The sequence below is a fragment of the Comamonas thiooxydans genome (assembly GCF_002157685.2).
Taxonomy (GTDB): domain Bacteria; phylum Pseudomonadota; class Gammaproteobacteria; order Burkholderiales; family Burkholderiaceae_C; genus Comamonas; species Comamonas testosteroni_H.
The window spans coordinates 729,597-751,731 of the sequence record NZ_AP026738.1; the positions used below are offsets into that span (position 1 = coordinate 729,597).

22 protein-coding genes are annotated in these 22,135 nt (G+C 64.2%); 4 read left to right on the forward strand and 18 right to left on the reverse strand.

Translation table 11 applies throughout. The annotated features are described in order from the left end of the window. Positions 1-74 precede the first annotated feature (74 nt). From CTR2_RS03275 to CTR2_RS03290, 4 genes are all read right to left on the reverse strand, one after another. Complete coding sequence (locus tag CTR2_RS03275) at positions 75-764, reverse strand: helix-turn-helix transcriptional regulator (protein WP_087085095.1); 690 nt, start codon at positions 762-764, stop codon at positions 75-77. A gap of 126 nt (positions 765-890) precedes the next feature. Then, a complete protein-coding gene (locus CTR2_RS03280; protein WP_087085094.1) occupies positions 891-1,898 on the reverse strand; it encodes an LLM class flavin-dependent oxidoreductase in 1,008 nt (335 codons plus the stop codon). Positions 1,899-1,943: 45 nt separating this feature from the next. After that, positions 1,944-2,228: a hypothetical protein gene (locus CTR2_RS03285; RefSeq protein ID WP_087085093.1), complete on the reverse strand. Its 285-nt coding sequence runs from the start codon at positions 2,226-2,228 to the stop codon at positions 1,944-1,946. A gap of 96 nt (positions 2,229-2,324) precedes the next feature. Beyond that, on the reverse strand, positions 2,325-4,277 hold the full coding sequence (locus tag CTR2_RS03290) for a hypothetical protein (RefSeq protein ID WP_087085092.1): 1,953 nt from the start codon (positions 4,275-4,277) through the stop codon (positions 2,325-2,327). Positions 4,278-4,450: 173 nt separating this feature from the next. On the opposite strand from CTR2_RS03290, the gene CTR2_RS03295 reads away from it, so the two are divergent. Further along, positions 4,451-5,629: a helix-turn-helix transcriptional regulator gene (locus CTR2_RS03295; RefSeq protein WP_087085091.1), complete on the forward strand. Its 1,179-nt coding sequence runs from the start codon at positions 4,451-4,453 to the stop codon at positions 5,627-5,629. A gap of 3 nt (positions 5,630-5,632) precedes the next feature. Here CTR2_RS03295 and CTR2_RS03300 read toward each other — a convergent pair whose 3' ends face one another. The 10 genes from CTR2_RS03300 to gspG form a co-directional block, all read right to left on the reverse strand. Beyond that, the gene (locus CTR2_RS03300; RefSeq protein ID WP_012837004.1) at positions 5,633-6,994 is read right to left on the reverse strand and encodes a GspE/PulE family protein; all 1,362 of its coding nucleotides are present in this window, start codon (positions 6,992-6,994) and stop codon (positions 5,633-5,635) included. A 13-nt stretch (positions 6,995-7,007) separates the two neighbouring features. Further along, a complete protein-coding gene (gene gspD, locus CTR2_RS03305) occupies positions 7,008-9,389 on the reverse strand; it encodes a type II secretion system secretin GspD (protein ID WP_176391743.1) in 2,382 nt (793 codons plus the stop codon). 3 nt (positions 9,390-9,392) lie between these two features. Then, the gene (gene gspN / locus CTR2_RS03310; protein ID WP_087085090.1) at positions 9,393-10,223 is read right to left on the reverse strand and encodes a type II secretion system protein N; all 831 of its coding nucleotides are present in this window, start codon (positions 10,221-10,223) and stop codon (positions 9,393-9,395) included. Positions 10,224-10,232: 9 nt separating this feature from the next. Then, on the reverse strand, positions 10,233-10,775 hold the full coding sequence (gene gspM / locus CTR2_RS03315) for a type II secretion system protein GspM (protein ID WP_087085089.1): 543 nt from the start codon (positions 10,773-10,775) through the stop codon (positions 10,233-10,235). Next, a complete protein-coding gene (gene gspL, locus CTR2_RS03320; RefSeq protein WP_087085088.1) occupies positions 10,772-11,998 on the reverse strand; it encodes a type II secretion system protein GspL in 1,227 nt (408 codons plus the stop codon). Before gspL ends, gspM begins: the two co-directional genes overlap by 4 nt. Positions 11,999-12,043: 45 nt before the next feature. Further along, positions 12,044-13,102 carry a type II secretion system minor pseudopilin GspK gene (gene gspK / locus CTR2_RS03325; protein ID WP_254913454.1) on the reverse strand — a complete coding sequence of 353 codons (1,059 nt, stop codon included), beginning with the start codon at positions 13,100-13,102 and terminating at the stop codon, positions 12,044-12,046. Further along, positions 13,099-13,791, reverse strand: a complete 693-nt coding sequence (locus CTR2_RS03330) for a prepilin-type N-terminal cleavage/methylation domain-containing protein (RefSeq protein WP_087085086.1) — start codon at positions 13,789-13,791, stop codon at positions 13,099-13,101. The genes gspK and CTR2_RS03330 overlap by 4 nt, the downstream gene beginning before the upstream one ends. A gap of 3 nt (positions 13,792-13,794) precedes the next feature. Further along, positions 13,795-14,160 carry a type II secretion system minor pseudopilin GspI gene (gene gspI, locus CTR2_RS03335; protein WP_087085085.1) on the reverse strand — a complete coding sequence of 122 codons (366 nt, stop codon included), beginning with the start codon at positions 14,158-14,160 and terminating at the stop codon, positions 13,795-13,797. Continuing rightward, entirely contained in the window at positions 14,157-14,672 is a 516-nt protein-coding gene (locus CTR2_RS03340) for a prepilin-type N-terminal cleavage/methylation domain-containing protein (RefSeq protein WP_409021392.1), read from the reverse strand. The genes gspI and CTR2_RS03340 overlap by 4 nt, the downstream gene beginning before the upstream one ends. 124 nt (positions 14,673-14,796) lie before the next feature. Next, positions 14,797-15,225, reverse strand: a complete 429-nt coding sequence (gspG, locus tag CTR2_RS03345) for a type II secretion system major pseudopilin GspG (protein WP_080554087.1) — start codon at positions 15,223-15,225, stop codon at positions 14,797-14,799. A 70-nt stretch (positions 15,226-15,295) separates the two neighbouring features. Here gspG and CTR2_RS03350 point away from each other — a divergent pair, with 70 nt between their 5' ends. Next, the gene (locus CTR2_RS03350) at positions 15,296-15,766 is read left to right on the forward strand and encodes a general secretion pathway protein C (RefSeq protein WP_087085084.1); all 471 of its coding nucleotides are present in this window, start codon (positions 15,296-15,298) and stop codon (positions 15,764-15,766) included. Here the strand turns inward: CTR2_RS03350 and CTR2_RS03355 are convergent. From CTR2_RS03355 to ilvA, 3 genes are all read right to left on the reverse strand, one after another. Next, the gene (locus CTR2_RS03355) at positions 15,759-16,322 is read right to left on the reverse strand and encodes a histidine phosphatase family protein (protein ID WP_087085083.1); all 564 of its coding nucleotides are present in this window, start codon (positions 16,320-16,322) and stop codon (positions 15,759-15,761) included. The genes CTR2_RS03350 and CTR2_RS03355 overlap by 8 nt on opposite strands. A 299-nt stretch (positions 16,323-16,621) precedes the next feature. Continuing rightward, positions 16,622-17,449, reverse strand: coding sequence for an adenosylcobinamide-GDP ribazoletransferase (locus CTR2_RS03360; RefSeq protein WP_087085082.1), 828 nt, complete (start codon positions 17,447-17,449; stop codon positions 16,622-16,624). Between the two features lie 104 nt (positions 17,450-17,553). After that, positions 17,554-19,107, reverse strand: a complete 1,554-nt coding sequence (gene ilvA, locus CTR2_RS03365; protein ID WP_087085081.1) for a threonine ammonia-lyase, biosynthetic — start codon at positions 19,105-19,107, stop codon at positions 17,554-17,556. A 383-nt stretch (positions 19,108-19,490) separates the two neighbouring features. On the opposite strand from ilvA, the gene CTR2_RS03370 reads away from it, so the two are divergent. After that, complete coding sequence (locus CTR2_RS03370) at positions 19,491-19,943, forward strand: OsmC family protein (protein ID WP_087085080.1); 453 nt, start codon at positions 19,491-19,493, stop codon at positions 19,941-19,943. A gap of 58 nt (positions 19,944-20,001) precedes the next feature. Here the strand turns inward: CTR2_RS03370 and coq7 are convergent, their stop codons facing one another. Then, a complete protein-coding gene (gene coq7 / locus CTR2_RS03375; protein WP_003061949.1) occupies positions 20,002-20,619 on the reverse strand; it encodes a 2-polyprenyl-3-methyl-6-methoxy-1,4-benzoquinone monooxygenase in 618 nt (205 codons plus the stop codon). A 330-nt stretch (positions 20,620-20,949) separates the two neighbouring features. Between coq7 and CTR2_RS03380 the strand changes: the two genes are divergently transcribed. Further along, positions 20,950-22,035, forward strand: coding sequence for a porin (locus tag CTR2_RS03380; RefSeq protein WP_087085079.1), 1,086 nt, complete (start codon positions 20,950-20,952; stop codon positions 22,033-22,035). Positions 22,036-22,135: the final 100 nt, after the last annotated feature.

A 22,135-nucleotide genomic window follows, 5' to 3' on the forward strand; every position in this document is an offset into this window, starting at 1 on the left:
TTGTTGTGACATGGCAAAAACGCCATGCAGCCAATGTAGGAGTGGGGGCTGACAGTTTCTGTCAGCAGCGCCTCTCAATCCAGCGTGTAGCCGGTTTCGTCCAGCCAGCGCTGTATCAGCGCCTGGCGCCTTTGTGGATAGCGTTCGCCCAGATCCTCCAGCGCATCCACGCGGTCGGCGCGAAAGTGACGAAAGGCCTGGCGCAACTCGCACCAGGCCGACACCACGCGGCTGCGCTCGAAATAGGCCATGGCAAACGGCCAGATCCGGCGCTGGCTTGGCACGCCATGCTGGTCACGGTAGTGCAGCACGACCTTGTGTTCGGCGCGGATGGCGCGGCGCAGCGCGGCCTGCCAGGGCTCGGCCGGTGGGTCTGTCTGCATATTGGGAACCAGCAGACCGCTGGTGTCGACGGCGATACGCAGCTCCAGCGGCAGCGCCGAGCGTATGCGGTCCATGGCGGCGGTGGCGGCCTGGGCCAGTTGCGGATCGGCCTGCAGGCTGGCCCAGCGAGCGCCCAGCAGCAGCGCCTCCAGCTCGTCGGCGTTGAACATCAGAGGGGGCAGCAAAAAGCCGGGCCGCATCTCGAAGCCTATGCCGGGGTCGCCCAGAATGTCGGCGCCCTGAGTACGCAAGGTGGCGATGTCGCGGTACAGCGTGCGCAGGCTGACGCCCAGCGCCTGGGCCAGCTCGGGCCCGGTCTGCGGCTGACGGGCGCGGCGCAGCGTATCCAGCAATTGCAGCAGACGGGCGGAGCGGCTCATGGGCAAGATTTCAGAGGTGAACGACGCTGGAGTTTGGCATGCTCTCATGCCAGTGCAGCCGGTTTGTCGTTATCCCTGAGCTTCCTCCTCCCGCGCAGCGAAAGAGGAGGGAGTTGCCAGGACCGCTCAGGCTGCGGTGTTCATGGCGCCAGCCGTGATTTCCAGGCTGCGCAGGCGCAGCTCGGCGTCATAGACATCGCTGACGATCATGAATTCATCGGCCTGGGTCTCGTCGGCCAGCTTTTGCAGGCCCTGGCGCACGGTATCGGGGCCGCCAATGACGCCCACGGCCAGAAAATCGGCAATCGCCGCCTGGGCGCGCCCGTCCAGCTGCTCCCAGAAGTCCGGTATCGGTGGCATGAGACGGGTGCGGTTGCCGGTGAGAATGCCGAGCACGCGCTGATAGGTGCTGCTGGCCAGGAACTGGGCCTCTTCATCGCTGGGGGCTGCAATCACGGGCACGCCGACAATCGCGTAAGGCTTGGCCAGTGTGGCACTGGGCTTGAACATCTGGCGGTACAGGGCCAGGGCCTGGTGCAGCATGCGCGGCGCAAAGTGCGAGGCAAAGGCATAGGGCAGGCCCATGTGTGCAGCCAGCTGGGCCGAGAACAGGCTGGAGCCCAGCAGCCAGATCGGGACATGCGTGCCCGCGCCCGGCATGGCGATGATGCGGGCGCCATCCTGGTGATCGCCCAGCAGGCGCTGCAGCTCCTGTACGTCGCGCGGGAAATCCTCCTCGGTCTCCACGCGGTCGCGGCGTAGGGCGCGCATGGTCGCGCCGTCGGTGCCCGGCGCGCGGCCCAGGCCCAGGTCGATGCGGCCCGGGTAGAGCTCGGCCAGCGTGCCGAAGGCCTCGGCGACCACCAGCGGTGCATGGTTGGGCAGCATGATGCCGCCCGAGCCCACACGAATCTTCTGCGTGGCACCTGCGATATGGCCGATCAGCACGGCCGTGGCCGAACTCGCAATGCCGGGCATATTGTGGTGCTCGGCCAGCCAGTAGCGGGTGAAGCCCAGCTTCTCGGCCTGCTGCGCGGTGCGCACGGCAATCTGCAGAGCATCGGCCACCGTTCCGCCTTCGCGCACGGCGACCAGGTCCAGCATGGACAGCTTGACGTTGTTCAGGGATTTCATGGCGTTTGATCTATATGATTTTGATAGCTTGCAGTGCTTTGTGAGTCAGCGCTTGCGGCCTACTTCACGTCCAAAGACAATGCCGACCAGCACGCCCCAGGCCAGCAGCACGGCGGCCATGGCGTAGTAGGTGCTGCCGGCCTGCATGGCGAATACCGAGCCCAGCAAGGCCACCAGCGCCGCCATGCGGATCACGCGGCGCAACTGGTCCACGGGCAGGCGGGCCTTGAGGTTGAACAGCACGGCAAGGCTGATGACAGCCAGGGCGATCAGCAGCAGAAACAGGTCGCCGCCATAGGGCTGGACGGAGGTGCGAAGGTTTTCAAGCATGGCAACGATTCTGGCAAAGGCTCAATGACCGCTGCTGACTGAGGCCATGCATGAAAAAAGCCCACCGCGAGGTGGGCCTTGCTGCGATGCGGGGAGTCAGTTCAGGCCGAGGGCGGCAAGCAGCGCATCGGCGGCCGTGCCATTGAGCCGCTGCTGATTGCTGACCATCTGCTTGTCCCGATAGCCGACATAGGTGATACCGCCCCGTTCGACGAACAGGCGGTAGTTCTGGAAGTTGCTGGAATTGAGCTGGGTGGGCTCCTGTGCGAAGCGCAGCACCTTGGCATCTGCCTGCGTGGCGATGCTGTAATTGCTGACCAGGATCGTCTTGCAGGTGGACACTCCGTTGATGAACAGGGTCCGGCTGCTGGGCAAGGTGCTCATATCGCCCTCGCATTCATAAAAGTGCGCGCGCTGCTCGCCGCCGTTTTCAAGACCGACCATATAGCGCTTGTAGGCAGCGCTGCCATCGGGCTTGAGATAGTCGCGGCGGCTGACCAGCACGCGCGAGTTGTTGCCGTGCACATCGGCGGCCGAGACATTGGGCGCGAAGTCGCCGGCGTTCCAGGCGATGAACTCCGCAAGCGTCGCGCTGCGCCAGGTGCTGGAGTCAGGGTTGTTCGGTGCGTCGGCACGGGGAATGGTGGCACGGTTGCCGTTGTTGCTCAGGTAGTAGTCGCTGCCGCCCAGGTCGGTGACGGTGCGATAGCTGAGCGTGGAGCCGGTGGGGAAGGTCGTTTCGGCGGGAACCTGATCGGGCCTGGGGCCCCAGTTGGAAAAGCTGCCATCGGCTGCGTCCTGCCAGGGGGCGGAACGGATCTCGGTGACGATATCGCGCATCTTCAGGCCGGCGATATTGCGCACGCTCTGCTTGGCCCTGCTGACCAGGCTCTTGCAATACAGGGATTCGGTTTCGCCGCTGGCGAGGCTGGTGACCTGCTGCACGAAATCGGTGGGGCAGGCAAACCATTCGCTGCCGGTCCAATAGATCTGCGGCCTTGTCCAGGGCTGCTCCTGGCCGCTGACCACGCGCTCGCGGAATTCCGTGAAATAGCGTTTGCCGTTGGCATCGGGCGTGTTCTGTTCGGCCGTGGCTTCGAAGGCGCGAATGTAGTAGTTGCTGGTGTCGGTAAAGCTGAGCCAGCGCAGCTGCGTGCTTGCCGTGGGGCCGCCGGCCTCGGGAGTGCTGGCTTGCGACTGCATGGCTGCGATCAGGCCCACATTGCCGGCCGTGACGCCCGAAGCGTTGGCAACTTGCCGGGCGGCGGTTTCCATGGCGGATTGCTTGTCCTTCATGGAGGTGCTGGTGTCGCTGAGGGCGGGGTTGTCCAGCACGGCCGTGGCCAGGGTTTGCAACTGCTGCAGCAGCACGCTGTTGACGGCGGCGTTGAGCTGCACCGAAGTCAGCGGCGCGCCGTCGACGCCTGTGGCACCGGCCGTGTTGGTGAGCTGGGTCTGGGTGGTCACCACGATCAGGCGCGCCATGGTGGCGGCCAGCTTGCCAGCGTCGCTGCTGTCCTGGGTGAAATCCGCCAGCGCCGAAGTACCCAGGCCCAGCTGGCTCTGGATGGCCGCTGCCGCATCGCTGGTGCTGCTGCCCGTGGCCTGGCTGTGCGCCTGAACCAGGGTGCTCAGCGGGCTGACGACGCCAGGCTGATCGGCGGGCGCTCGCAACATGAAGGCCACGGGAACGGCGCCGGTGTCGGCATCGACGGAGTCCTTGGTGACCAGGCCCAGAATCGGGAACTTGCCCACATCGGCCTCGGGCACTTCCAGGCTCGCCTGACCGGCGGCATTGGTGACGGCACTGGGCTCCCCTGTGTCGCAGCTGCCGTTGTCGTTTCTGTCCATGCAGATCCTGACGTTTTGCAAGGCGCCGTCTATCACGGTGGTGGAGATCGACTTTGTGGCCGGAGCCGGGGCGGGCGACGGAGCAGTAGAAGCGCTGTCGCTGTCGCCACCGCAGCCGGCAATGGAGGCAATCAGGACCAGGGTGCCCAGGGACACTGAGCGGCGGATGAATGGTGTGGTGGTGGGTGTTTGTGACATGGCAGCCTTTGGTTGATGGAGTGGCTGCCGTTGTTTGTAAGCACTTGTTGTCGCGAAAACATCACCAAAATGGGTGAAGGGTTTGCAGCTATTTCAAAGTGTGAGTAAATGAAATGAATCCCCAGCGAAGCTCCATGAGGTGCTTGCTGTGGCGAGCCTTGGAAGGAGGCTCTATGGCGGTAGCGCATCTGCCTTTGATGTTGCAGGAACGGTTGCCCGCATTGATTGCGGCCATCTACGAGTCGGCACTGGAGCCGGCGCGCTGGCAGGGCTTTCTGGCCTTGTTCGGTGAGGCCCTGCGTTCACCGGCCAGCGTGATCTGGGCCAACGACTTCGCGCAGCGGACGGTGGATCTGGACGGGGGCTTCGGCACTTTCGGCGCCAGTCAGGGCTTTGCCGCCGCCGAACTCGAAAGCTTTGCCGCGCACTACTGTCAGTGCAATGTCTGGCTGCAGGACCAGAGCCTGCATAGACCGGGCACGGTGGTGAATTCCTCCACCCTGTTTCCCGACCGCAGCCTGCCGGGTACCGAATGGTATGGCGACTGGCTGCAGCCTCAGGATCTGTTCTATTCCTGCGCGGCCGTGGTCGACAACCAGCACGATCGCTCGTTCAATATCACCGTCGTCAGGCCGCATGCGGTGGGGGCCTACAGCGCCGAAGAGCTGGGCCTTGTGCAGCAACTCATGCCGCATCTGCAGACCGCCTTTGCGATGCACCGACGCCTGTACCGCACCCAGGCATTGCTCAATGCGTCGCTGGCCGTGCTGGAGGATCTGCCGCTGGGCGTGGTTCTTCTGGACGAACGTGCGACCGTGATGCATGCCAGCACACGGGCCTTGCGCCTGATGGAGCAAAGCCAGCTGATGTATCGCAGGGCCGACGAGAGCCTGCATGCCACCAATGCCGCAGACCAGCGCTGGCTGCAGAAAGCCATGCGGGACTGTGTGGCCACGGGGGTGGGCAAGGGGCAGCAGCACGGCCGGGCCAGCCGCTTCACGGGGCTGGCCGGACAGCAGTTGCAGGTCATGGTGTCGCCCTTGCCCGTACACAGCAGTCCCTATGGCGAACGCAGTGCCGCCATGCTGCTGATCAGCGACCCGGCACTGAGCATTCCCTCGCTGCAGGAGTTGCTGCGCAATCTGTACCGGCTCACGCTGGCAGAAGCTCAACTGGCCCAGGCGCTGATCAACGGCTGGACCCTGCAGGAGTTCGCCGAGAGGCAAGGCCTGTCCATCCATACCGCGCGTTCGCAGTTCAAATCGGCGGCGGTCAAGGTCGGCGTGGGGCGGCAGGCTGATTTCGTGCGGGTGCTGCTCACGGGTCCCGCCCTGCTGCGCTGGCGCGAGTGAGCCTCAGTCCCGCGTGACGCGCATGACCTCGGCCTGGGTGGTGATGCCTTCGCGCACCAGGCGTTCGCCATCCTCGCGCATGAGCTGCATGCCTGCCGCCATGGCAGTCTCGCGGATCTCGGCCTCGCTGGCGCCGCGATGGATCTGGGCGCGAATGGCGTCGTCCACCGCCAGCAACTCGAAGATGCCGGTCCGGCCCCGGTAGCCGCTGGGCTCGCTCTGGTCGACCTTGCGTACCAGGCGCTGCGCCAGCACCCCCAGCAGCGAGGACGACAGCAGAAAGGGCTCGACCCCCATGTCGATCAGGCGGGTGACGGCGCTGGGTGCGTCATTGGTGTGCAGCGTGGCCAGTACCAGGTGGCCGGTGAGCGAAGCCTGGATGGCGATCTGCGCGGTTTCGAAGTCGCGGATTTCGCCGATCATGATCACGTCCGGGTCCTGGCGCAGCAGGGCGCGCAAGGCCTTGGCAAAGGTCAGCTCGATCTTGGCGTTGACCTGGGTCTGGCCCACGCCGGCCAGCTCATATTCGATGGGGTCTTCCACCGTCATGATGTTGCTGTGGCTGGCGTCCATGCGCTGCAGCGCGGCGTAGAGCGTGGTGGTCTTGCCCGAGCCCGTGGGCCCGGTGACCAGCACGATGCCGTGCGGCTGCGCCGTGAGATGGGTGAAGCGCCTGAGCGTCTCGCCGCCCATGCCCACGGCTTCCAGGCTGAGCTTGCTCTCGCTCTTGTCCAGCAGGCGCAGCACGGCGCGCTCGCCGTGGGCGCTGGGCAGGGTGGAGACGCGCACGTCAATGGCTCGCGTGCCCAGGCGCAGGCTGATGCGCCCGTCCTGGGGCAGACGCTTCTCGGCGATGTCCAGGTCGGCCATGATCTTCAGGCGGCTGATCAGGGCGGCGTGCAGGGCGCGATTGGGCTGCACCACCTCGCGCAGATCGCCGTCCACGCGAAAGCGCACGCTGGAATGGCGCTCGTAGGGCTCGATGTGGATGTCCGAAGCGCCGTCGCGTGCCGCCTGCGTGAGCAGGGCATTGAGCATGCGGATGATGGGGGCGTCGTCGGCGGTTTCCAGCAAGTCCTCCACAGCTGGCAGGTCCTGCATCATGCGCGTCAGATCGGCATCGGACTCGACCTCGCTGACCACCATGGCCGCGCTGGAGTCGCTTTGCGCATAGGCCGCGCTGATGCGGTGGGCCAGAGCGCCGCTGTCCAGCAACTGCCAGCGTTGCACCGCATGCTTGCGCTGCACTTCGGAGATGGCCGACCAGTCGGGTTGCGGACCATGCCAGAGCACGGGCTCCTGGCCGTCATCCTCGATCAGCAACTGGCTGCTGCGGGCAAAGCCATAGGGCAGGGGGTAGCGCATGCGTGGCCTTCGCTTACAGGGTGCCCGGGGGCAGGGTGGCGGGCGTCACAGGCGTCACGGTCACAGGCTGGCCGTTCACCGTGGGCTGGCCAGGGCGCGTGAAGTCCACGATCTCGGGCTTGGCCCCGGGAACGATGGTCACATTGGGCGCGCTTGCCGGTGCAGCACCGCTGGATGCGGGCAGCAAGGGCGCGGCATTGACATTGCGCATCAGCAGATTGGGGTCGGGCTGCACGGTTTGCTGCATGCCGCGAATGGACTCATAGCGGTCCTGCGAAAGCTGGCTGGTGGAGTTGGCGTCACGCAACACCGTGGGGCGCAGAAACACCATCAGATTGGTTTTCTTGCGCTCGCGGCTGGTGTTGCGGAACAGATTGCCCAGCAAGGGAATGTCGCCCAGCAGCGGCACGCGTTCCTGGCTCTGGCTGTATTCGTCGGCAATCAGGCCGCCCAGCACCACGATGGCACCGTCCTCGACCAGTACATTCGACTCGATGGAGCGTTTGGTGGTGGTGGCACCGGACTGTGCATTCGCTGTGCCCTGCTTGACTGCCGAGTTCTCCTGGTAGACGGCCATCTTGATAGTGCCGTTCTCGTTGATCTGCGGACGGATCTTGAGCAGCGTACCCACATCCTTGCGCTCATAGGTAGTGAAGGGATTGACCGAGCCCGAGGTGCCGGCGGTGTTGGTGTAGGAGCCTGTGGGGAAGGGCACGTTCTCGCCCACCATGATGCTGGCCTCCTCGTTGTCCAGCGTCATCAGATTGGGCGTGGAGAGAATGTTGGTGTCGCCGTCGCCCTGCATCAGGTTGACCAGGGCACCCAGGCTGGTGTTGCCGTTGACGTTCTGGGTGAAGCCCAGGTTCATGCCCTTCATGCCGCCGATCGCCGAGGCCTGACTGTCGGTGAGGGGCGTGCCGTTGACCAGATTGCCCACGGCACCCGACAGGCCGAAGATGTTCGAAATGCCGCTGATGGAAGTGCCGTTGCCGAGCACGCCCAGTACGCGGCCGTTGTTGCGGATCACCGAGCTCCATTGCACGCCGAGCTGGGCGGCCTTGTCGGCGGAGACTTCGACAATCAGTGCTTCGATTAGCACCTGGGCGCGGCGGCCGTCGAGCTTGTCGATGACGGTGCGCAATTGACGGTACAGCGGGCCAGGGGCGGTGATGATCAGCGAGTTGGTCGTGGGGTCGGCCTGGATCATGCCGCCCGTGGAAGGTTGCTGGGCCGTGCCAAAGCGTGAGCTGGGGCCGCTGTTGCCACCGCCCAGGCCTACGGTAGCGCTGCCGTCCGTGCCGCGTGAAATCACGGGCTGGGAGCTGGCTGCATTCGTGGTCGAGCCGGCGGCTGCCGTCATGCCCGGCTGGCCGCCCAGGGCGGTGCTGGCACTGGTCTGGGCGTTGATGGCGGCACGCAGCGTGGCGGCCAGGGACACCGCGTCGGCGTTCTTGAGATACACCACATGGATGTTGCCGTCGTCACCGTTGCCCGTCATGGCCGGCTGGTCCAGACGCGCGATCAGCGAGCGGATCTGTGACAGCTTGGCCGGGTTGGCCGCACGGATCAGCACCGAGTTGCTGCGCGGCTCGGCCAGTATGGAGGTGCGGAAACTGGTGTCCGCCTGACCTGCTGCCGCGCCGGCTCCTGCCTGGATCACGCCGGCGGCGGTGGCAGAGCCGCCTTCCATCAGACGGTTGACCAGGGCCACCATGTCGGCTGCCACGGCATGGCGCAGCGAGATGACTTCCACCTCGGTGGCGTTGGATACATCGGTGCTGGCGATGATGCGCGAGATGCGCTGCAGATTGTCCGCGTAGTCGGTGATGATCAGCGAGTTGTTGCCGGGGTTGACGTTGATGGTGTTGTTGGGGCTGATCAGCGGCCGCAGCACGGGCACCAGATTGTTGGCGTTCTCGTAGTTGAGCTTGAAGATCTGCGTGACGATCTGTCCGCCGCCAGCCTGACTGCCGCGTCCGCCCTGACCGACGGAGACCTCGCTGGACTGCAGCTTGGCATCGGCTTCGGGAATCACCTTGAACAGACCTGCCGACTCCGTCACTGTGAAGCCCTGCATGCGCAGTGCCGCCAGGTATTGCTGATAGGCAGTGGCAGGCGAGACGGCCTTGTCGGTCAGCAGCGTGATCTGGCCCTTGACGCGTGGATCCACCACCACGTTGCGATTGGTGATGGCGGCCATGGCGCGCGACACGGCCTCGATATCGGCATTGGTGAAGTTCAGCGTGACCGGCTCGCCTGGTCGCAGACTAGGAGTGGCATTCGCTTGTCCGCTCTGGGTTTGAGCATGAATAGGTGCTGAAATGCAGACGGCAAGCGAGGCAACAGCTATCGAATGCAGTGTGTTTTGCCAGGCGGTGCGTGAATGCTGAGTCATGTGTCAACCAAAGGTGATGATGGAGCGCGCACCCTGGCGGCGCCCCAAGATATTGAGCAAATTCGACAGAGCGGCTTCGCGCTCGGGGCTGGCAGAGGCTTCGCCCCTGAAATGCAGGCGCGAGCCCACCCATTGGCCCTGGCCGCTGAGCTGCAGGTCGCCGCCCAGCGTGGTCAGATTCAGCTGGGCATTGTCTCCGCCCTGTATATCGAGGCGGTAGCTGCCCAGGGGCTTGAGCGACGACAGCCTGGACGATACGGCCAGGGCTTCGAGCCGCGTCAGCCCCTGGCTGTTGGCCCGGCCGGCGCGATATTGCAGTGTCAGCCCGACGGTGGACAGGCGCAACTGGCCCTGCAGGGCCACGGTGTTCCAGGGCGTGCCAAGGCCGGCCAACAGGTCGGCTGGCAGCTGCAGCACGCTGTCCTTGACGCGCACCGTCATGGCGTTCCAGCCCGGCTGCAACTGAGCCAGCAAAGGCGTGTCGGTGCAGCAATCGCTTTGCAGGCTGATGCTGGCGCCGCTCAGCCCGGGTCGCAATGTCCAGTTCAGGCGAGTGGGCAGGCTGCTCTGGTCCTGGCTGTCCTTGCCGCCCGTGAGCACCAGCCTGGCCGAGCCACGCCAGAGCGTGCCGCGCGGCTCCTGCAGCTGTACCTGGTTGGCGGTGGCAGATTGCACGCCGGCCGCCAGCCAGGCCGCCGGGGCCTGGATCAGTACCGTCAGCAGAGCACCCAGCAAGGCACCGCCCACTGCCCAGCGGCGCGGCGAACGCGGATCGCCTGCATCGCGCTGTCTGCGCAGGGCTTGGCTGGCGGGGCGTGATCGGGACAGTTTCATGGCCTGGGCTCAGTTCTGCCCGCCCGCGTTGCCGGGCAAATCGAGCAGCAGATTGCCGCTCCAGCGCGTGACGGCGGCGCCGTCGACGCTTTCGCCGAGGACGCGGTTGAGCTTCATCTCGGCCACCGAGGCATGGCTGTTATCACGCACCTGGGCTAGCCAGCGGGCCAGGGCGGGAGCGGCGGCATTGCTCAGGCTGACCTGGGCACGGTCGCCCAGCCACTGCAACTGTGCGCTGCTGCCGAGTTCGGTCTTGAGCGACTGCTCCAGCTGCGTGCGCGCATCGGTGCTATTGCCCTGCGGCTGCTGGCGCAGTAGCTCGGCCTGGGCCTGCATCTGCAGCATGTTCTGCAGCTCGCGCTCCGCTGCCGCATGGCGCGCGGGGGCCGTGCGCAGGCTGTGCACGGCCGGTGCCAGCGCCACCCACCAGAGCAGGGCCAGCAGCACGACGCTGGCGGCGATCAGCAACAGATTCTGTTCGCGCTGGGCCAGGGCGCTCCAGCGCTGGCGCAGCGGAGCCAATGCGGCGTTCAAGGCGTTTTTCTGCTTCATGGCCTAGCCTTTGCACTCAGCACCAGATCTGTTCCTTCGCGTTGCAGCATATAGCCATTGGCCTGCAGACTTTGCTGTGCGTCGCCCAGTGCTTCGGGACTCAGGTCCAGGCCCGAGATACGCAGCTGCTTGTCCTGGTATTGCAGGCTCTTGGCATTCTGCACGCCCTGAATGCTGGCGCTTGTAGCCAGCAGGGCTTCAAGGTCGCTGGCGGACAGTGCGCCGGAGTTGCTGCGCAGCAGATCCAGTTCGCGTTGCATCTGTACCGGAGCATCGATGATGACGGGCACGTGAGGGAAGGTGGTCTGAAGCACCTGCTTGGCCTGCTGCTGGCGCAGTTCGATGGCACGGTTTTCCCTGAAAGCCCAGGCGTTGAGTCCGGCCAGTTGGGCGACGACGGCAATGCCAGCTGCCCAGCGTGCAGCGCGCCATTGCGGGGCCTTGGCAAAACCATGCCAGGCATCGAGCAGGCGCCGCTTGGCGCGGGTGCTGCCGCCCAGGTCCAGATCGAACTGGGCCAGGTCGCCGGCGTAGCCATGGCTTTGCAGCAGCCGCTGGGCGGCGGTGAAGATACTGACCGGGCGCTGCAGTGTCTCCGCGCTGTGTGCCAGGTGGGGTTCGGCCAGCACTGGCAGATCCTCGGGCAGGCGAGCCAGCAGTGGCTGCAACAGGCCGGCATCGGCATGCTGGGGCAGGACGACGAGGCAGGCCTGTTCATCCAGTCCGGTGGCGCTCAACTGGGGCTGGGTGCTGTCGCCCGACAGAAGCAGCTGGGCCTTGCTGCTTGGCCATTGTTCGGGCACCAGGCGGCTGGCGGCATGACCCTGCTGCTCCAGGGCCTGCAGATGGGATTGCAGCCAGCCCTTGTTGCAGGCGGCCACCCAGCAGGTCTGACCCGTCGCCGAGCCAGCGTCCAGTGCCAGGTGCATGGCGGCTGGCTCATCGAGCAGTTTTTCTTCCAGCAAACCCTCGAGCACGGCGCGCAGACGCTGCTGGCGCCGGCTTTGTACATTCAGTCCCAAAGGCAAGGTGACGGCATGCCAGGACAGCTGAGCTGCCGGGATGACGGCGGTGACCTGGGTCGTGCGGCCCGTGGCCGGCAGCAGGGACGCCGCAGCCTGGCCGCTGCGCAGAATGCTTTGGCCATCGTCGCTGACGACGTATAGATATTCCGTGGCGGAGTTGGCGGGCTTCGCCGACAGCTGTATTAGCAATGTGCTCATGAGGGAAGATGCAGCATTCTATGGGGGCAGTGTGACATCAGGGTGTCAGGGTCTGGCAACTGCGGGCATACCCCAGTCGGCATGCTCTTGCCACAGGGTAGTCACGCTCATGCCCTTGCGCTGAATCAGTGAGCGCTGACTCAAGACGTTGTCCCCGAGGCGCAGACGACCGCGGGCTTCGAAATAGCTGGTGGTCACGGAGTGTGTGGCACTGTTGAAGACGCCGCTCAGGCCTATGGCCGCAGCCGCTGCATTCAGGGACTTGAAAGGCGAGGCGCCGCGCAACTGCACCAGCTGGTTGGCACGGGCCCAGTCCAGATCCTCGGTGCTGGCCCAGATGACCTCGGCGCTGGCCGTGTTGAGATTGACCATGGTGCGCTCGGGCAACAGTGAGACATAGGGCTCGATGCGCGCGATGATGCGCGGATCGACGCCCAGCCAGCCCAGCTGCCCGACCGTGCGCGGCATCAGCGGCGCTGTCTGGCTCTTGCCGCGCATGGCTTGCTGCAAGGCCGTGGCGATCTGCATGGCGGAGCTGCCGGGCAGGCCCAGGCGCTCGAACAGGCGCAGAAAAGGCTTGAGGTTTTCCTCCTTCACGCTCGAATCGGCCCCGCTGAGCAGATTGCGCAGATTCAGGCGCGACTGCAGATCCACGATCTCGCCCGAGAGAAAAGCGTCCTGCATGTCGGCAAGACCGTCATCGACCTGGCTGACATTGTTCTTGGCTGCCAGAAATGTGGACAGGCGAGCCTCCTTCAGCGGCACCGCCCAGGGCTCGCCCAGATGATCGACCGGGTTGCTGCGGTTGGCGCGCGAGTCCTCCTGCAGCACCACGCGCGACCAGTCCAGCGCACCCAGCAGCAACCAGTTGGCCTGCACGCGATTGCGTTCGGCGGTCTCGATTTCAACATCGCGCCATTGCTGCCAGAGCGCGGCCGAGGCCAGGGTAGCAACCAGCACCACCGTCAGCATGGCCGCCAGCAACGCTGCACCGCGCTGGCGCGTGCGCCTGAAACTGGAGCGCCCCAAGCCGGAAACCCCGAGCAAGGGCCGCCCCGCAGCGATGGGGTGGGAAGGCGCGAAGCGACTCAGGGGGGATTTCATGATCGTGAGTTGGAGCGCAGCGGGTTGACCCAGTCCACCGTCATCACGCCGTTGAGCGCGCGGCCGGGCGGCAGGGTCAGCTCGATGCGTATGCCGTCGGGCACCGTCGGCAGCACGGCATTGCCGTCGCTGCCGACGCTGCTGCCGTCATCGTCGCCCTGATCGCTGGACTGCGGGTTGGTCCAGGCGTTGCTGCGGTAGTAGTAGACGCGCCACAGATCAAGCGGGATCAGCACGGTCTCGCGGCGCATCTGGTCGCTGGAGGGGTTGCGGCCCCATTGGGCCGCCTGGTTCCAGGCATCGTTCCATTCGCTGACCGTGCGCGCGGGCAGCGATTGCCAGCGCACCCATTGGAAGCGGCCGTCCACATTGCGTCGGCTCCAGGCCACGATGAGCGCCCCGTTGTCGACGGCGGCACTGGTCTTGCGCGTCAGGCGCAGCACCTGGCCGTCCCAGTCCAGCACCTGGCGACCCTGCAGCGGCATCAGCGCGTTGAGGTCGGCATTCCACTGGGCCAGCACGGTCTGCATGACGGCGTGCTGCTCGCCCTGCTCGCGCGTCACCTCCTGCGCTCTCAGCATGCCGTCGATGCCGCGCCAGCTCATGATGGACAGCAAAGCCATGGCGGCCAGGGCCACCAGCAGCTCGATCAGCGTGAAACCTTGGCTTCTGTTGCGCATGCTGCTCATGATTCAGTAGCGACCGACAATGGTAGAGACGCGCAGCACCGCAGCCGCTTCGGAAAACACCTGAGCATCCACGCGCCTGAAACTGGGATTGGGCGTGGGGCGCACGCTGAGCTGTACCTGCATCTGTCTGCCGGCCTGCTGGCACTGGATGGTGGTGTCGCCGACGGCAGGCATCTGATTGAACAGGCGCAGTCGCACCAGTTCGTTCTGTGCGCATAGCTGGGCCAGGATGACGTCGGACTGGCGCTGGGCATTGCGCGTCAGGGCGCTGCTGGCCTGAAGTCCAGCCAGCAGGGTGATGCCGACGATACCGACCGCGACCAGTACCTCGATCAGCGTGAAGCCGCGTTGCTGCTGGGCGGGCTTCATGGCGTCACCTGCTGGCTTTGAATGCTGAACGGGCGCAGCCCGTCGGTGGCCAGTTGCAGCGGCGCCGAGCTGCTGCCGGGCAGCGACAAGGTAATGCTCTGCCTTGGAATCAGCGGCTCCGGCCCCAGCACCACGGGTGTATTGGGCTGCACCAGCACAGGAGTCTGAAGCCATTGCGTGGGCATCTTGACGTTGGGTGGCAGGCCTTCAAACCGGAAGCCCTGCGGCATCGGGCGCCAGACCACCAGCGTGCCGTTGGTGCGGGCCTGGGCGCGTGCCGACTCCAGCAGCGTGGCCAGGCGCTGGGCTTCGCGCTCCAGCTGCTGCTCTCCGCTGTCTCGTATGGCCAAGCTCACGCCGGCCGTTGCCAGTGCCATGATGGAGATGACCACCAGCAACTCCAAGAGTGTGAAGCCTCCCTGAAGCGTTGTGCGCCTTCCTCTGCGGGGGGCGGCCGCCTGTGCAGCGGGGCGCCCCTGGTGGGCCGTCCCTGTGACCGAGCGCGCCAGCATTACAGGCATTTGATGCGTGCGGGGTTGCCGCCGGGCCGCCCCAAGGCAAACCCCGGCGCCAGCCGGTCAGGCCCCCCTCGGGGGGCAGCGACCACACGCAGTGAGGGAGCGTGGGGGCTCATTGCTATTGCCAGGAGCCGATATCCGCATCCTTGCCTTCGCCGCCGGCCTTGCCGTCAGCGCCCAGGGACATGATGTCGATGGGGCCCTTCACGCCGGGATTCAGGTACTGATAAGGATTGCCCCAGGGATCGTTGGGCAGCTTTTCCAGATAAGGCTTCCAGTTCTGCGGAGCGGGGCCGGTGGTGGGCTTGACCACCAGCGCCTGCAGACCCTGCTCGGCCGTTGGATAGCGCTGGTTGTCGAGACGGTAGAGCTTGAGTGCCTGGTTGATATTGGCGATATCGGTCTTGGCTGCGGTCACGCGGGCATCGTCGGCGCGGTCCAGCACATTGGGCACGATAAGCGCTGCCAGCACGCCAATGATGACCAGCACCACCATCAATTCGATCAGGGTAAAGCCGCGTGATGCGGCGTGGCGAATAGCAGACATCGGATGACGGCAGTTGGTGCTCATTGGAAACTGTAGGAAAAATGCAGTATTGCACCATCATAATCTTCGAATGCGACTGCAATCTTTCAATACCGGTCAGGGCCTTTCCATGCCGGTCAAACTCACGAACCTGCTGCTGTGGGCGATTGCCGCTGCGGTGGTGGTGTTCTGGATACTCCGGTTCGTCGGCAGTGCCAGTGAGCAGTTACCCTCGGTCGTGCCTGCTCAGCCGGTACAGGCCAATGCCCAGGCCATGGCCAAGGCTTTGGGGGCGGTCGCCGCGCCTGTCGCCGCCGTGGCCGCACCAGTGGCCAGCCGCTATGCGCTGCTGGGGGTGCTGGCAGGGCATGAAACAGGCGGCGGTGCCGCCGTGATTGCCGTGGAAGGCAAGGGCAGCAAGGCCGTGCGTGTGGGCGAGGCCGTGGAGGAGGGCGTGATTCTGCAATCACTGGCGGCGCGCGAAGCGCGACTGGGCCCCGCCAACGGGCCGACCAGCACGGTGCTGCAATTGCCCAGGCCGCCCATGGCGGCATTCAACTGAGTTCGAGCTGCAGCCACTGTCCATAGGCGGGCGCTGGCAAGGTCCATTCATGGCTTTGCGGCAGCCGGTGGCCATGTTGTAGCAGCCACTGCGCACAGCGTGCCACACCGGCATGGCAGATCCACACCATATGCTCGCTGTCGCTGCTGAGCGCGTCCTGCAGTGCTTCGTGGACGCGCTGCAGCATCTGTGCCAGTGATTCGCCCTCGCCGGGTGCGTGCCGCGCCAGATCGTGCGCCCAGGCACCGATGGCAGCTTCGCCGATGTCATTCCAGCGCAGGCCTTCCCAATGCCCGAAGTCCATCTCCAGCAGTCTGCCGTCGGGAGTGGAGACGAAATCCGGCTCCAGTACCTGCAGATCCAAAGCCAACTGCTTGCATCTTTTTAGCGGCGAATGCCGGACCTGCAGCCTGCCATGCAGGGGCTGCAGAGATTGCTGAAGGGCCTGAGCGGCTTGTCGGGTGGCCTCTGCATCGGCGGCGATATCGAGGCGGCCGTAGCAGCGCTCTGTATCGATCAAGGGGCGTGCGTGGCGCACCAGCCATAGTGTTTTCATGCCTCAGAACTTGTTTGCGATCTCTACGCAGCCGCGTTGGAGCGCAATCGGGATGAGTTCGAAGCGATGGCTCGCCGCTTGCACCGGGGTGCAAGCAAGAGACAGCGCACAGAAATCGCCCGATTTCGCTCCAACCCTTCGGGACAGTGTCTTTGCGGACGCCCGGTCAGGGGCGGTCTGCGGCGTTGCCTCGCCGGCCGCGCAAATCCTCGCAATAGCGCGGCTATTGCTGCGGTATCGCTCCTTGCATCCTATCCCGCAAAGCCTCTGTCGCGGCGCGAGGAGATCGTAAACACGTTCTAAAGCAGCTGGCGCAGATAGATGCAGCTGGTCAGCAGCAGAGCCAGCTCATTGAGTTGCTGGCAGGCACCCAGGCAGTCGCCCGTCATGCCGCCCAGACGCTGAAGCAACCAGCGCCGCAGCAGCCAGGTGGTGACCAGCATGGCCGCCAGCAGGCTGGGCACAAAGCTCCAGACGCCGAGCCAGCCCAACAGACCCAATGCCGGCAGGCACCAGAGGCCGCCGGTCAGCAGGCCTGGCCAGCCCAGCTGCCTGCCCGCGATATGCAGGGTCTTGCTGCTCGCGGCCAGGCCGACATGAGGCAGCTTGTGCATCAGCACCAGCGGCGCAAAGCGCGACAGCACATGAATGCAGCACACGAGGATGAGCACCGGAACCGGTCCCCAGAACGGCTGCATGACGGACAGCAGCAGGGCGATCAGCACGACCTTGGTGAGCAGAGCCATGAGCAGCGCCATCACGCCATACGCGCCTATGCGCGAGTCCTTCATGATCTCCAGTGCGCGCTCGGGCGGGACCAGGCCGCCCAGCCCGTCGGCGACGTCGGCCAGGCCGTCCTCATGGAAACCGCCGGTCAGCCACAGGGTGCCGGCGGTGCTGATGAGCGCAGCCGCCAGCGGCGACCAGGGGCTTGCCGGCAGCAGCCAGAGCAAGGCTCCCAGCAGCAGCGCAGCCCACAGGCCCACCAGCCAGCCCACGCCCGGCAGATGCGCGGCGCTGGCACGCTGCATCTCGGGGCTCCAGCCCACCCAGGCGGCCAGACGTCCAGCCACGGGGATGCGGCTGAAGAACTGGACGGCCAGCAGATAGTGGCGCAGGGCTTGCATGGTGTTGCGAATAAAAAAGGAGCTTATTCCGCTTGATATTCCTATGTTTCAGAGTCTTTTCTATCTGAAATCATTGCAGGGATAGCGGTCGAAGCTCCTGTTTTTTACTTCAGGAACAACTGGTACGCAGGATTGCCGGTTTCCTCCACCCAGGGATAGCCGAGGTTCTTGAGGAAGCTGTCGAACTTCTTGTGGTCCTTGGCTGGCACCTGCATGCCGACCAGGATGCGGCCGTAGTCGGCGCCCTGGTTGCGGTAGTGGAACAGCGAGATATTCCAGGTCGGCGCCATCAGGCTCAGGAACTTGAACAGCGCGCCGGGGCGCTCGGGAAAGACAAAGCGCAGCAGGCGCTCGTCCTGTGCCAGCGGCGAGTGGCCGCCCACCATATGGCGCAGATGCTCCTTGGCCATCTCGTCGAAGGTCAGGTCCAGAGCCTCAAAGCCGTTCTTCTGGAAGTTCTTGCAGATCTTCTCGGACTCGCCCTTTGTCGGCGTGGTCAGACCCACGAACACATGGGCCTTGCTGTCGTGGCTGATGCGGTAGTTGAACTCGGTCACATTGCGCGGGCCGCCGGGCAGCTTGCCCACCACCTCGCAGAAATGCTTGAAGCTGCCGCGCTCTTCGGGGATGGTGACGGCGAACAGGGCTTCGCGCTCCTCGCCTACCTCGGCGCGCTCGGCCACAAAGCGCAGGCGGTCGAAGTTCATATTGGCGCCGCTCAGTATGGCGGCGTAGGTCTCGCCCTTGGTCTTGTGCTTGGCCACGTACTGCTTGATGGCCGCCACGCCCAGGGCGCCCGAGGGCTCGACGATGGAGCGGGTGTCGGTGAAGATGTCCTTGATGGCGGCGCAGACGGCATCGGTGTCCACGGTCACATAGTCATCCACCAGACCCTGGGTGACGCGGAAGGTTTCCGCTCCCACCAGCTTCACGGCCGTGCCGTCGGCAAACAGGCCCACGTCGGCCAGCTCCACGCGCTCGCCCGCCTGCACGGACTGCATCATGGCGTTCGAGTCCTTGGTGTGCACGCCGATCACCTTCACCTCGGGGCGTACGGCCTTGATGTAGTTGGCAATGCCGGCAATCAGGCCGCCGCCGCCGATGGGCACGAAGATGGCATCCAGACGCTGGCTGCCCAGTTTTTGCAGCTGGCGCAGCATTTCCATGGCGATGGTGCCCTGGCCGGCAATCACGTCGGGGTCGTCAAAGGGGTGGACAAAGGTCAGGCCCTCGGACTTCTGGAGCTTGACGGCGTGCTTGTAGGCGTCCGAGTAACTTTCTCCGGCCAGCACCGCCTCGCCGCCCAGGGCGATCACGGCATCGATCTTCACTTGGGGCGTGGTGGTGGGCATCACGATCACGGCGCGGCAGCCCAGCTTCCTGGCGCTCATCGCCGTACCCTGGGCATGGTTGCCCGCGCTGGCGCAGATCACGCCCTTTTGCAGCTGCTCGGCCGTCAGATTGGCCATCTTGTTATAGGCGCCGCGCAACTTGAAGCTGAACACGGGCTGCTGGTCCTCGCGCTTCAGAAGCACTTTGTTGTGCAGGCGACGGCTGAGGTTCTTGGCAATGTCCAGATCCGACTCCACGGCCACGTCATAGACGCGTGCATTGAGGATGCGAGTCAGATAATCGGCAGGGGTCAGGGCTTGAGTCATGGTGCAAATCGAAAGCAGAGCACCAGAGCCAGGGCAATCAGCCTGCCGGGTGCATGGAAGCCGACCATGATAGGCGCTTGCTTGCTGCGCTGCAGTACTCGCTCAAGAGGTGCATGCTGCTGCTCTGAGAAGCAGGATGGGCAGGCACGAAAAAAAGCCCCTAGCTCAGGAGCTAGGGGCTGAATCCACCATTAGAGGAGGTGGAGGAGACAAAGGGTGCGATACAGATAAGGATTAACCAGTAATCTGCAGTCTGCCTGCGGGTTTGACCTCACAGGTAACGCTTGGGTTGTATTGTATGAGGCTTGTGTTTTCTGTGCATCAAAAGATTCGGGTTTTTATGTATTTGATGCAAAATTGCAACAGTTTCGAGAGGAAAAACAATGGAATGCACGGTTAGTTGGACAGGCGCGGCCACCGGAACGCGCTCGGGCATGGGGTTCGTGGCCGAGACCGGCAGCGGCCATGTGGTCAATATGGATGGTGCGCCGGACGAGAAGAACCCGGCCAACGGCGGTCGCAACCAGGCACCGCGCCCCATGGAGATGCTGCTGGCTGGCGCCGGCGGCTGCACCGCCTACGACGTGGTGCTCATCCTCAAGCGTGGTCGCCACGATGTGAAGGGCTGCAGCGTGCAGCTGACTTCCGAGCGCGCCGAAACCGACCCCAAGGTGTTCACCAAGATCCACATGCAGTTCACGGTCAGCGGCAAGAACCTGCCGGTCGGTGCCGTCGAGCGTGCCATCGCCATGAGCCACGACAAATACTGCTCGGCCACCATCATGCTGGGCAAGACGGCCGAAATCACGACGGGTTTCGACATCGTCGAAGCCTGAGCTGGACATTCGATCGAAAACGGGCCTCAACGGCCCGTTTTTGTTGAACAGGCGCCAGTCAGATGCGATGCGCTGTAATCGTCATGACTTTGGCCGCCACGCGCATCAGTCCCTGGGCAATCGGGGGCAGTTGCATCGCGCCTTCGTCGATCGCTGCTGCGGCATGACGCTCTTCGTCATCCTTCATGCGCTCGACCACGGCACGCGAAGCCTCGTCCTCCTCGGGCAGGCGGCCCAGATGGCTTGCCAGGTGGGCGGAGACCTGGTTTTCTGTCTCGACCACAAAACCCAGGCTGGCGGCATCGCTGAATTTGGCGGCAATCGTGCCAATGGCAAAAGCGCCAGCAAACCACAGCGGGTTCAGCAACGAGGGTCTGTCACCCAGGGCATGCAGGCGCTCGCGGGTCCAGGCCAGGTGGTCCATTTCCTCGCGAGCGGCATGCAGCAGATGCTCGCGCAACTCCATGTCCTTGGTCACCATGGCCTGGGCGTTGTACAGGGCCTGCGCACAGACCTCGCCCACATGATTGACGCGCATCAAGGCTGCGGAGAGCTTGCGCTGTTCATCGCTCAGATCGGCTTCGGCGATCCCAGCTGCAGGCGAGCGCTCTGCGGCCACCGGGTCGGCAAACAGAGTGCGAAGAGCTGCATCGGCAGCGGTCAGAAACTTGTCCATGGCTAAAAAGAACTCAGTGCGGCGCCTGTCTGGCGTCAATGCACATAAGGTACACCAGAGTGGCTCATCCGCAACTTGCGCTGGGGCAATCCTAGGCAGGAACCCCTAAGGGTGTGCCCGCTGGTGCGGCTTGGTGTTTGTTGCGGTGGTGCAACGAAAACGCGCCGAATCGAGCAGTTTTGGGTGAATTCCTTTGCGCTGGGCTCGGTGGTCTGGTGCAATAGACCCAACTTCCCCACCAGGAGGTTGGCGCGGGAAACCGGTGGAGCTCGAGGCTCAAGTCTCTCTCCCATAGAACCGGCGCCCTTCTAAACCTTGGAGTAACTCGTAATGAAAAAATCTCTGATCGCCCTGGCAGTGCTGGCCGCTTCCGGCGCCGCAATGGCTCAATCTTCCGTGACCCTGTTTGGTGTGGTTGACACCGGCGTTTCCTACGTCAAGGGCAATGGTAGCGCTGGCAATTCCAACTACGGTCTGCACAACGGTTCCAACGCTTCTTCCCGTCTGGGCTTCCGCGGCGTGGAAGACCTGGGTGGCGGTCTGAAGGCTGGCTTCTGGCTGGAAGGCGCTATCGGCACCGACGTGGGTGACGGTTCCGGCGCTGGCCTGAAGGGCGGCAGCGGCTTCCAGTTCGGTCGTCGTTCCACCGTGAGCCTGATGGGCAACTTCGGTGAAGTGCGTCTGGGTCGTGACGAAGTGGTGGCTTACAACAAGCTGTCCGCTCACTCCAACTTCAGCGTGATCGGCGTGGGCGGTTTCCGCGGCTGGGCTAACAGCCAAGGCGATGCTATCCGTCAAAACAACAAGATCACTTACTTCACGCCTAACTTCTCCGGCTTCACTGCTGGCGTGGACTACGCCTTTGGTGAAAAGGCTGGCGACGGTCAGAACGGTCGTTACTTCGGCGGTTTCGTGGCTTACAACAACGGCCCTCTGGCTGTGACTCTGGGCGCTGACCGTAAGAACAATCCTTCTACTACTGACGGTTCCTACGGTGGTTCCAATGCTGCCTTCACACAAGGCGACAAGCTGGACTCCTACGGTCTGGGTGCTACTTATGACTTCGGCGTGGCCAAGGTCAATGGCTTGGCTCTGCAAGTCAAGGAAAAGGGCGCTGTTGTGAACTCCAAGCTGACCAGCTACGCTCTGGGCGTGTCCGCTCCCGTGGGTGGCGTGGGTGAAGTCAAGGCTCAGTACGCTCTGTACAAGGCCGGTGGCGACCTGTCTGGCAAGGCTCACCAGCTGAGCCTGGGTTATGTGCACAACCTGTCCAAGCGTACAGCTCTGTACGGTACATACTCCTTCCTGAAGAACAAGGACAACGCTCAGTTCACCCTGGGTGGCGTTCCTTCCTACGCAGTTGGCGCTGGCAAGGCTAGCAACGGCGTGCAAGTTGGTATCCGCCACGCTTTCTAATCAGTTGCTGGCATAAGCCAGTAATTGCTTAAAAGCCAAAAGGCCTGTCGAAAGACAGGCCTTTTTTATTTCTGGGGTTAAACCTGAAAGGGTGTTTGCT

Excerpts from the sequence above, each read along its gene's own strand:
- CTR2_RS03275 (WP_087085095.1), bottom strand. The coding sequence starts at position 764 with ATGAGCCGCTCCGCCCGTCTGCTGCAATTGCTGGATACGCTGCGCCGC.
- CTR2_RS03280 (WP_087085094.1), bottom strand. The coding sequence starts at position 1,898 with ATGAAATCCCTGAACAACGTCAAGCTGTCCATGCTGGACCTGGTCGCC.
- CTR2_RS03285 (WP_087085093.1), bottom strand. The coding sequence starts at position 2,228 with ATGCTTGAAAACCTTCGCACCTCCGTCCAGCCCTATGGCGGCGACCTG.
- CTR2_RS03290 (WP_087085092.1), bottom strand. The coding sequence starts at position 4,277 with ATGTCACAAACACCCACCACCACACCATTCATCCGCCGCTCAGTGTCC.
- CTR2_RS03295 (WP_087085091.1), top strand. The coding sequence starts at position 4,451 with ATGGCGGTAGCGCATCTGCCTTTGATGTTGCAGGAACGGTTGCCCGCA.
- CTR2_RS03300 (WP_012837004.1), bottom strand. The coding sequence starts at position 6,994 with ATGCGCTACCCCCTGCCCTATGGCTTTGCCCGCAGCAGCCAGTTGCTG.
- gspD (WP_176391743.1), bottom strand. The coding sequence starts at position 9,389 with ATGACTCAGCATTCACGCACCGCCTGGCAAAACACACTGCATTCGATA.
- gspN (WP_087085090.1), bottom strand. The coding sequence starts at position 10,223 with ATGAAACTGTCCCGATCACGCCCCGCCAGCCAAGCCCTGCGCAGACAG.
- gspM (WP_087085089.1), bottom strand. The coding sequence starts at position 10,775 with ATGAAGCAGAAAAACGCCTTGAACGCCGCATTGGCTCCGCTGCGCCAG.
- gspL (WP_087085088.1), bottom strand. The coding sequence starts at position 11,998 with ATGAGCACATTGCTAATACAGCTGTCGGCGAAGCCCGCCAACTCCGCC.
- gspK (WP_254913454.1), bottom strand. The coding sequence starts at position 13,102 with ATGAAATCCCCCCTGAGTCGCTTCGCGCCTTCCCACCCCATCGCTGCG.
- CTR2_RS03330 (WP_087085086.1), bottom strand. The coding sequence starts at position 13,791 with ATGAGCAGCATGCGCAACAGAAGCCAAGGTTTCACGCTGATCGAGCTG.
- gspI (WP_087085085.1), bottom strand. The coding sequence starts at position 14,160 with ATGAAGCCCGCCCAGCAGCAACGCGGCTTCACGCTGATCGAGGTACTG.
- CTR2_RS03340 (WP_409021392.1), bottom strand. The coding sequence starts at position 14,672 with ATGCTGGCGCGCTCGGTCACAGGGACGGCCCACCAGGGGCGCCCCGCT.
- gspG (WP_080554087.1), bottom strand. The coding sequence starts at position 15,225 with ATGTCTGCTATTCGCCACGCCGCATCACGCGGCTTTACCCTGATCGAA.
- CTR2_RS03350 (WP_087085084.1), top strand. The coding sequence starts at position 15,296 with ATGCGACTGCAATCTTTCAATACCGGTCAGGGCCTTTCCATGCCGGTC.
- CTR2_RS03355 (WP_087085083.1), bottom strand. The coding sequence starts at position 16,322 with ATGAAAACACTATGGCTGGTGCGCCACGCACGCCCCTTGATCGATACA.
- CTR2_RS03360 (WP_087085082.1), bottom strand. The coding sequence starts at position 17,449 with ATGCAAGCCCTGCGCCACTATCTGCTGGCCGTCCAGTTCTTCAGCCGC.
- ilvA (WP_087085081.1), bottom strand. The coding sequence starts at position 19,107 with ATGACTCAAGCCCTGACCCCTGCCGATTATCTGACTCGCATCCTCAAT.
- CTR2_RS03370 (WP_087085080.1), top strand. The coding sequence starts at position 19,491 with ATGGAATGCACGGTTAGTTGGACAGGCGCGGCCACCGGAACGCGCTCG.
- coq7 (WP_003061949.1), bottom strand. The coding sequence starts at position 20,619 with ATGGACAAGTTTCTGACCGCTGCCGATGCAGCTCTTCGCACTCTGTTT.
- CTR2_RS03380 (WP_087085079.1), top strand. The coding sequence starts at position 20,950 with ATGAAAAAATCTCTGATCGCCCTGGCAGTGCTGGCCGCTTCCGGCGCC.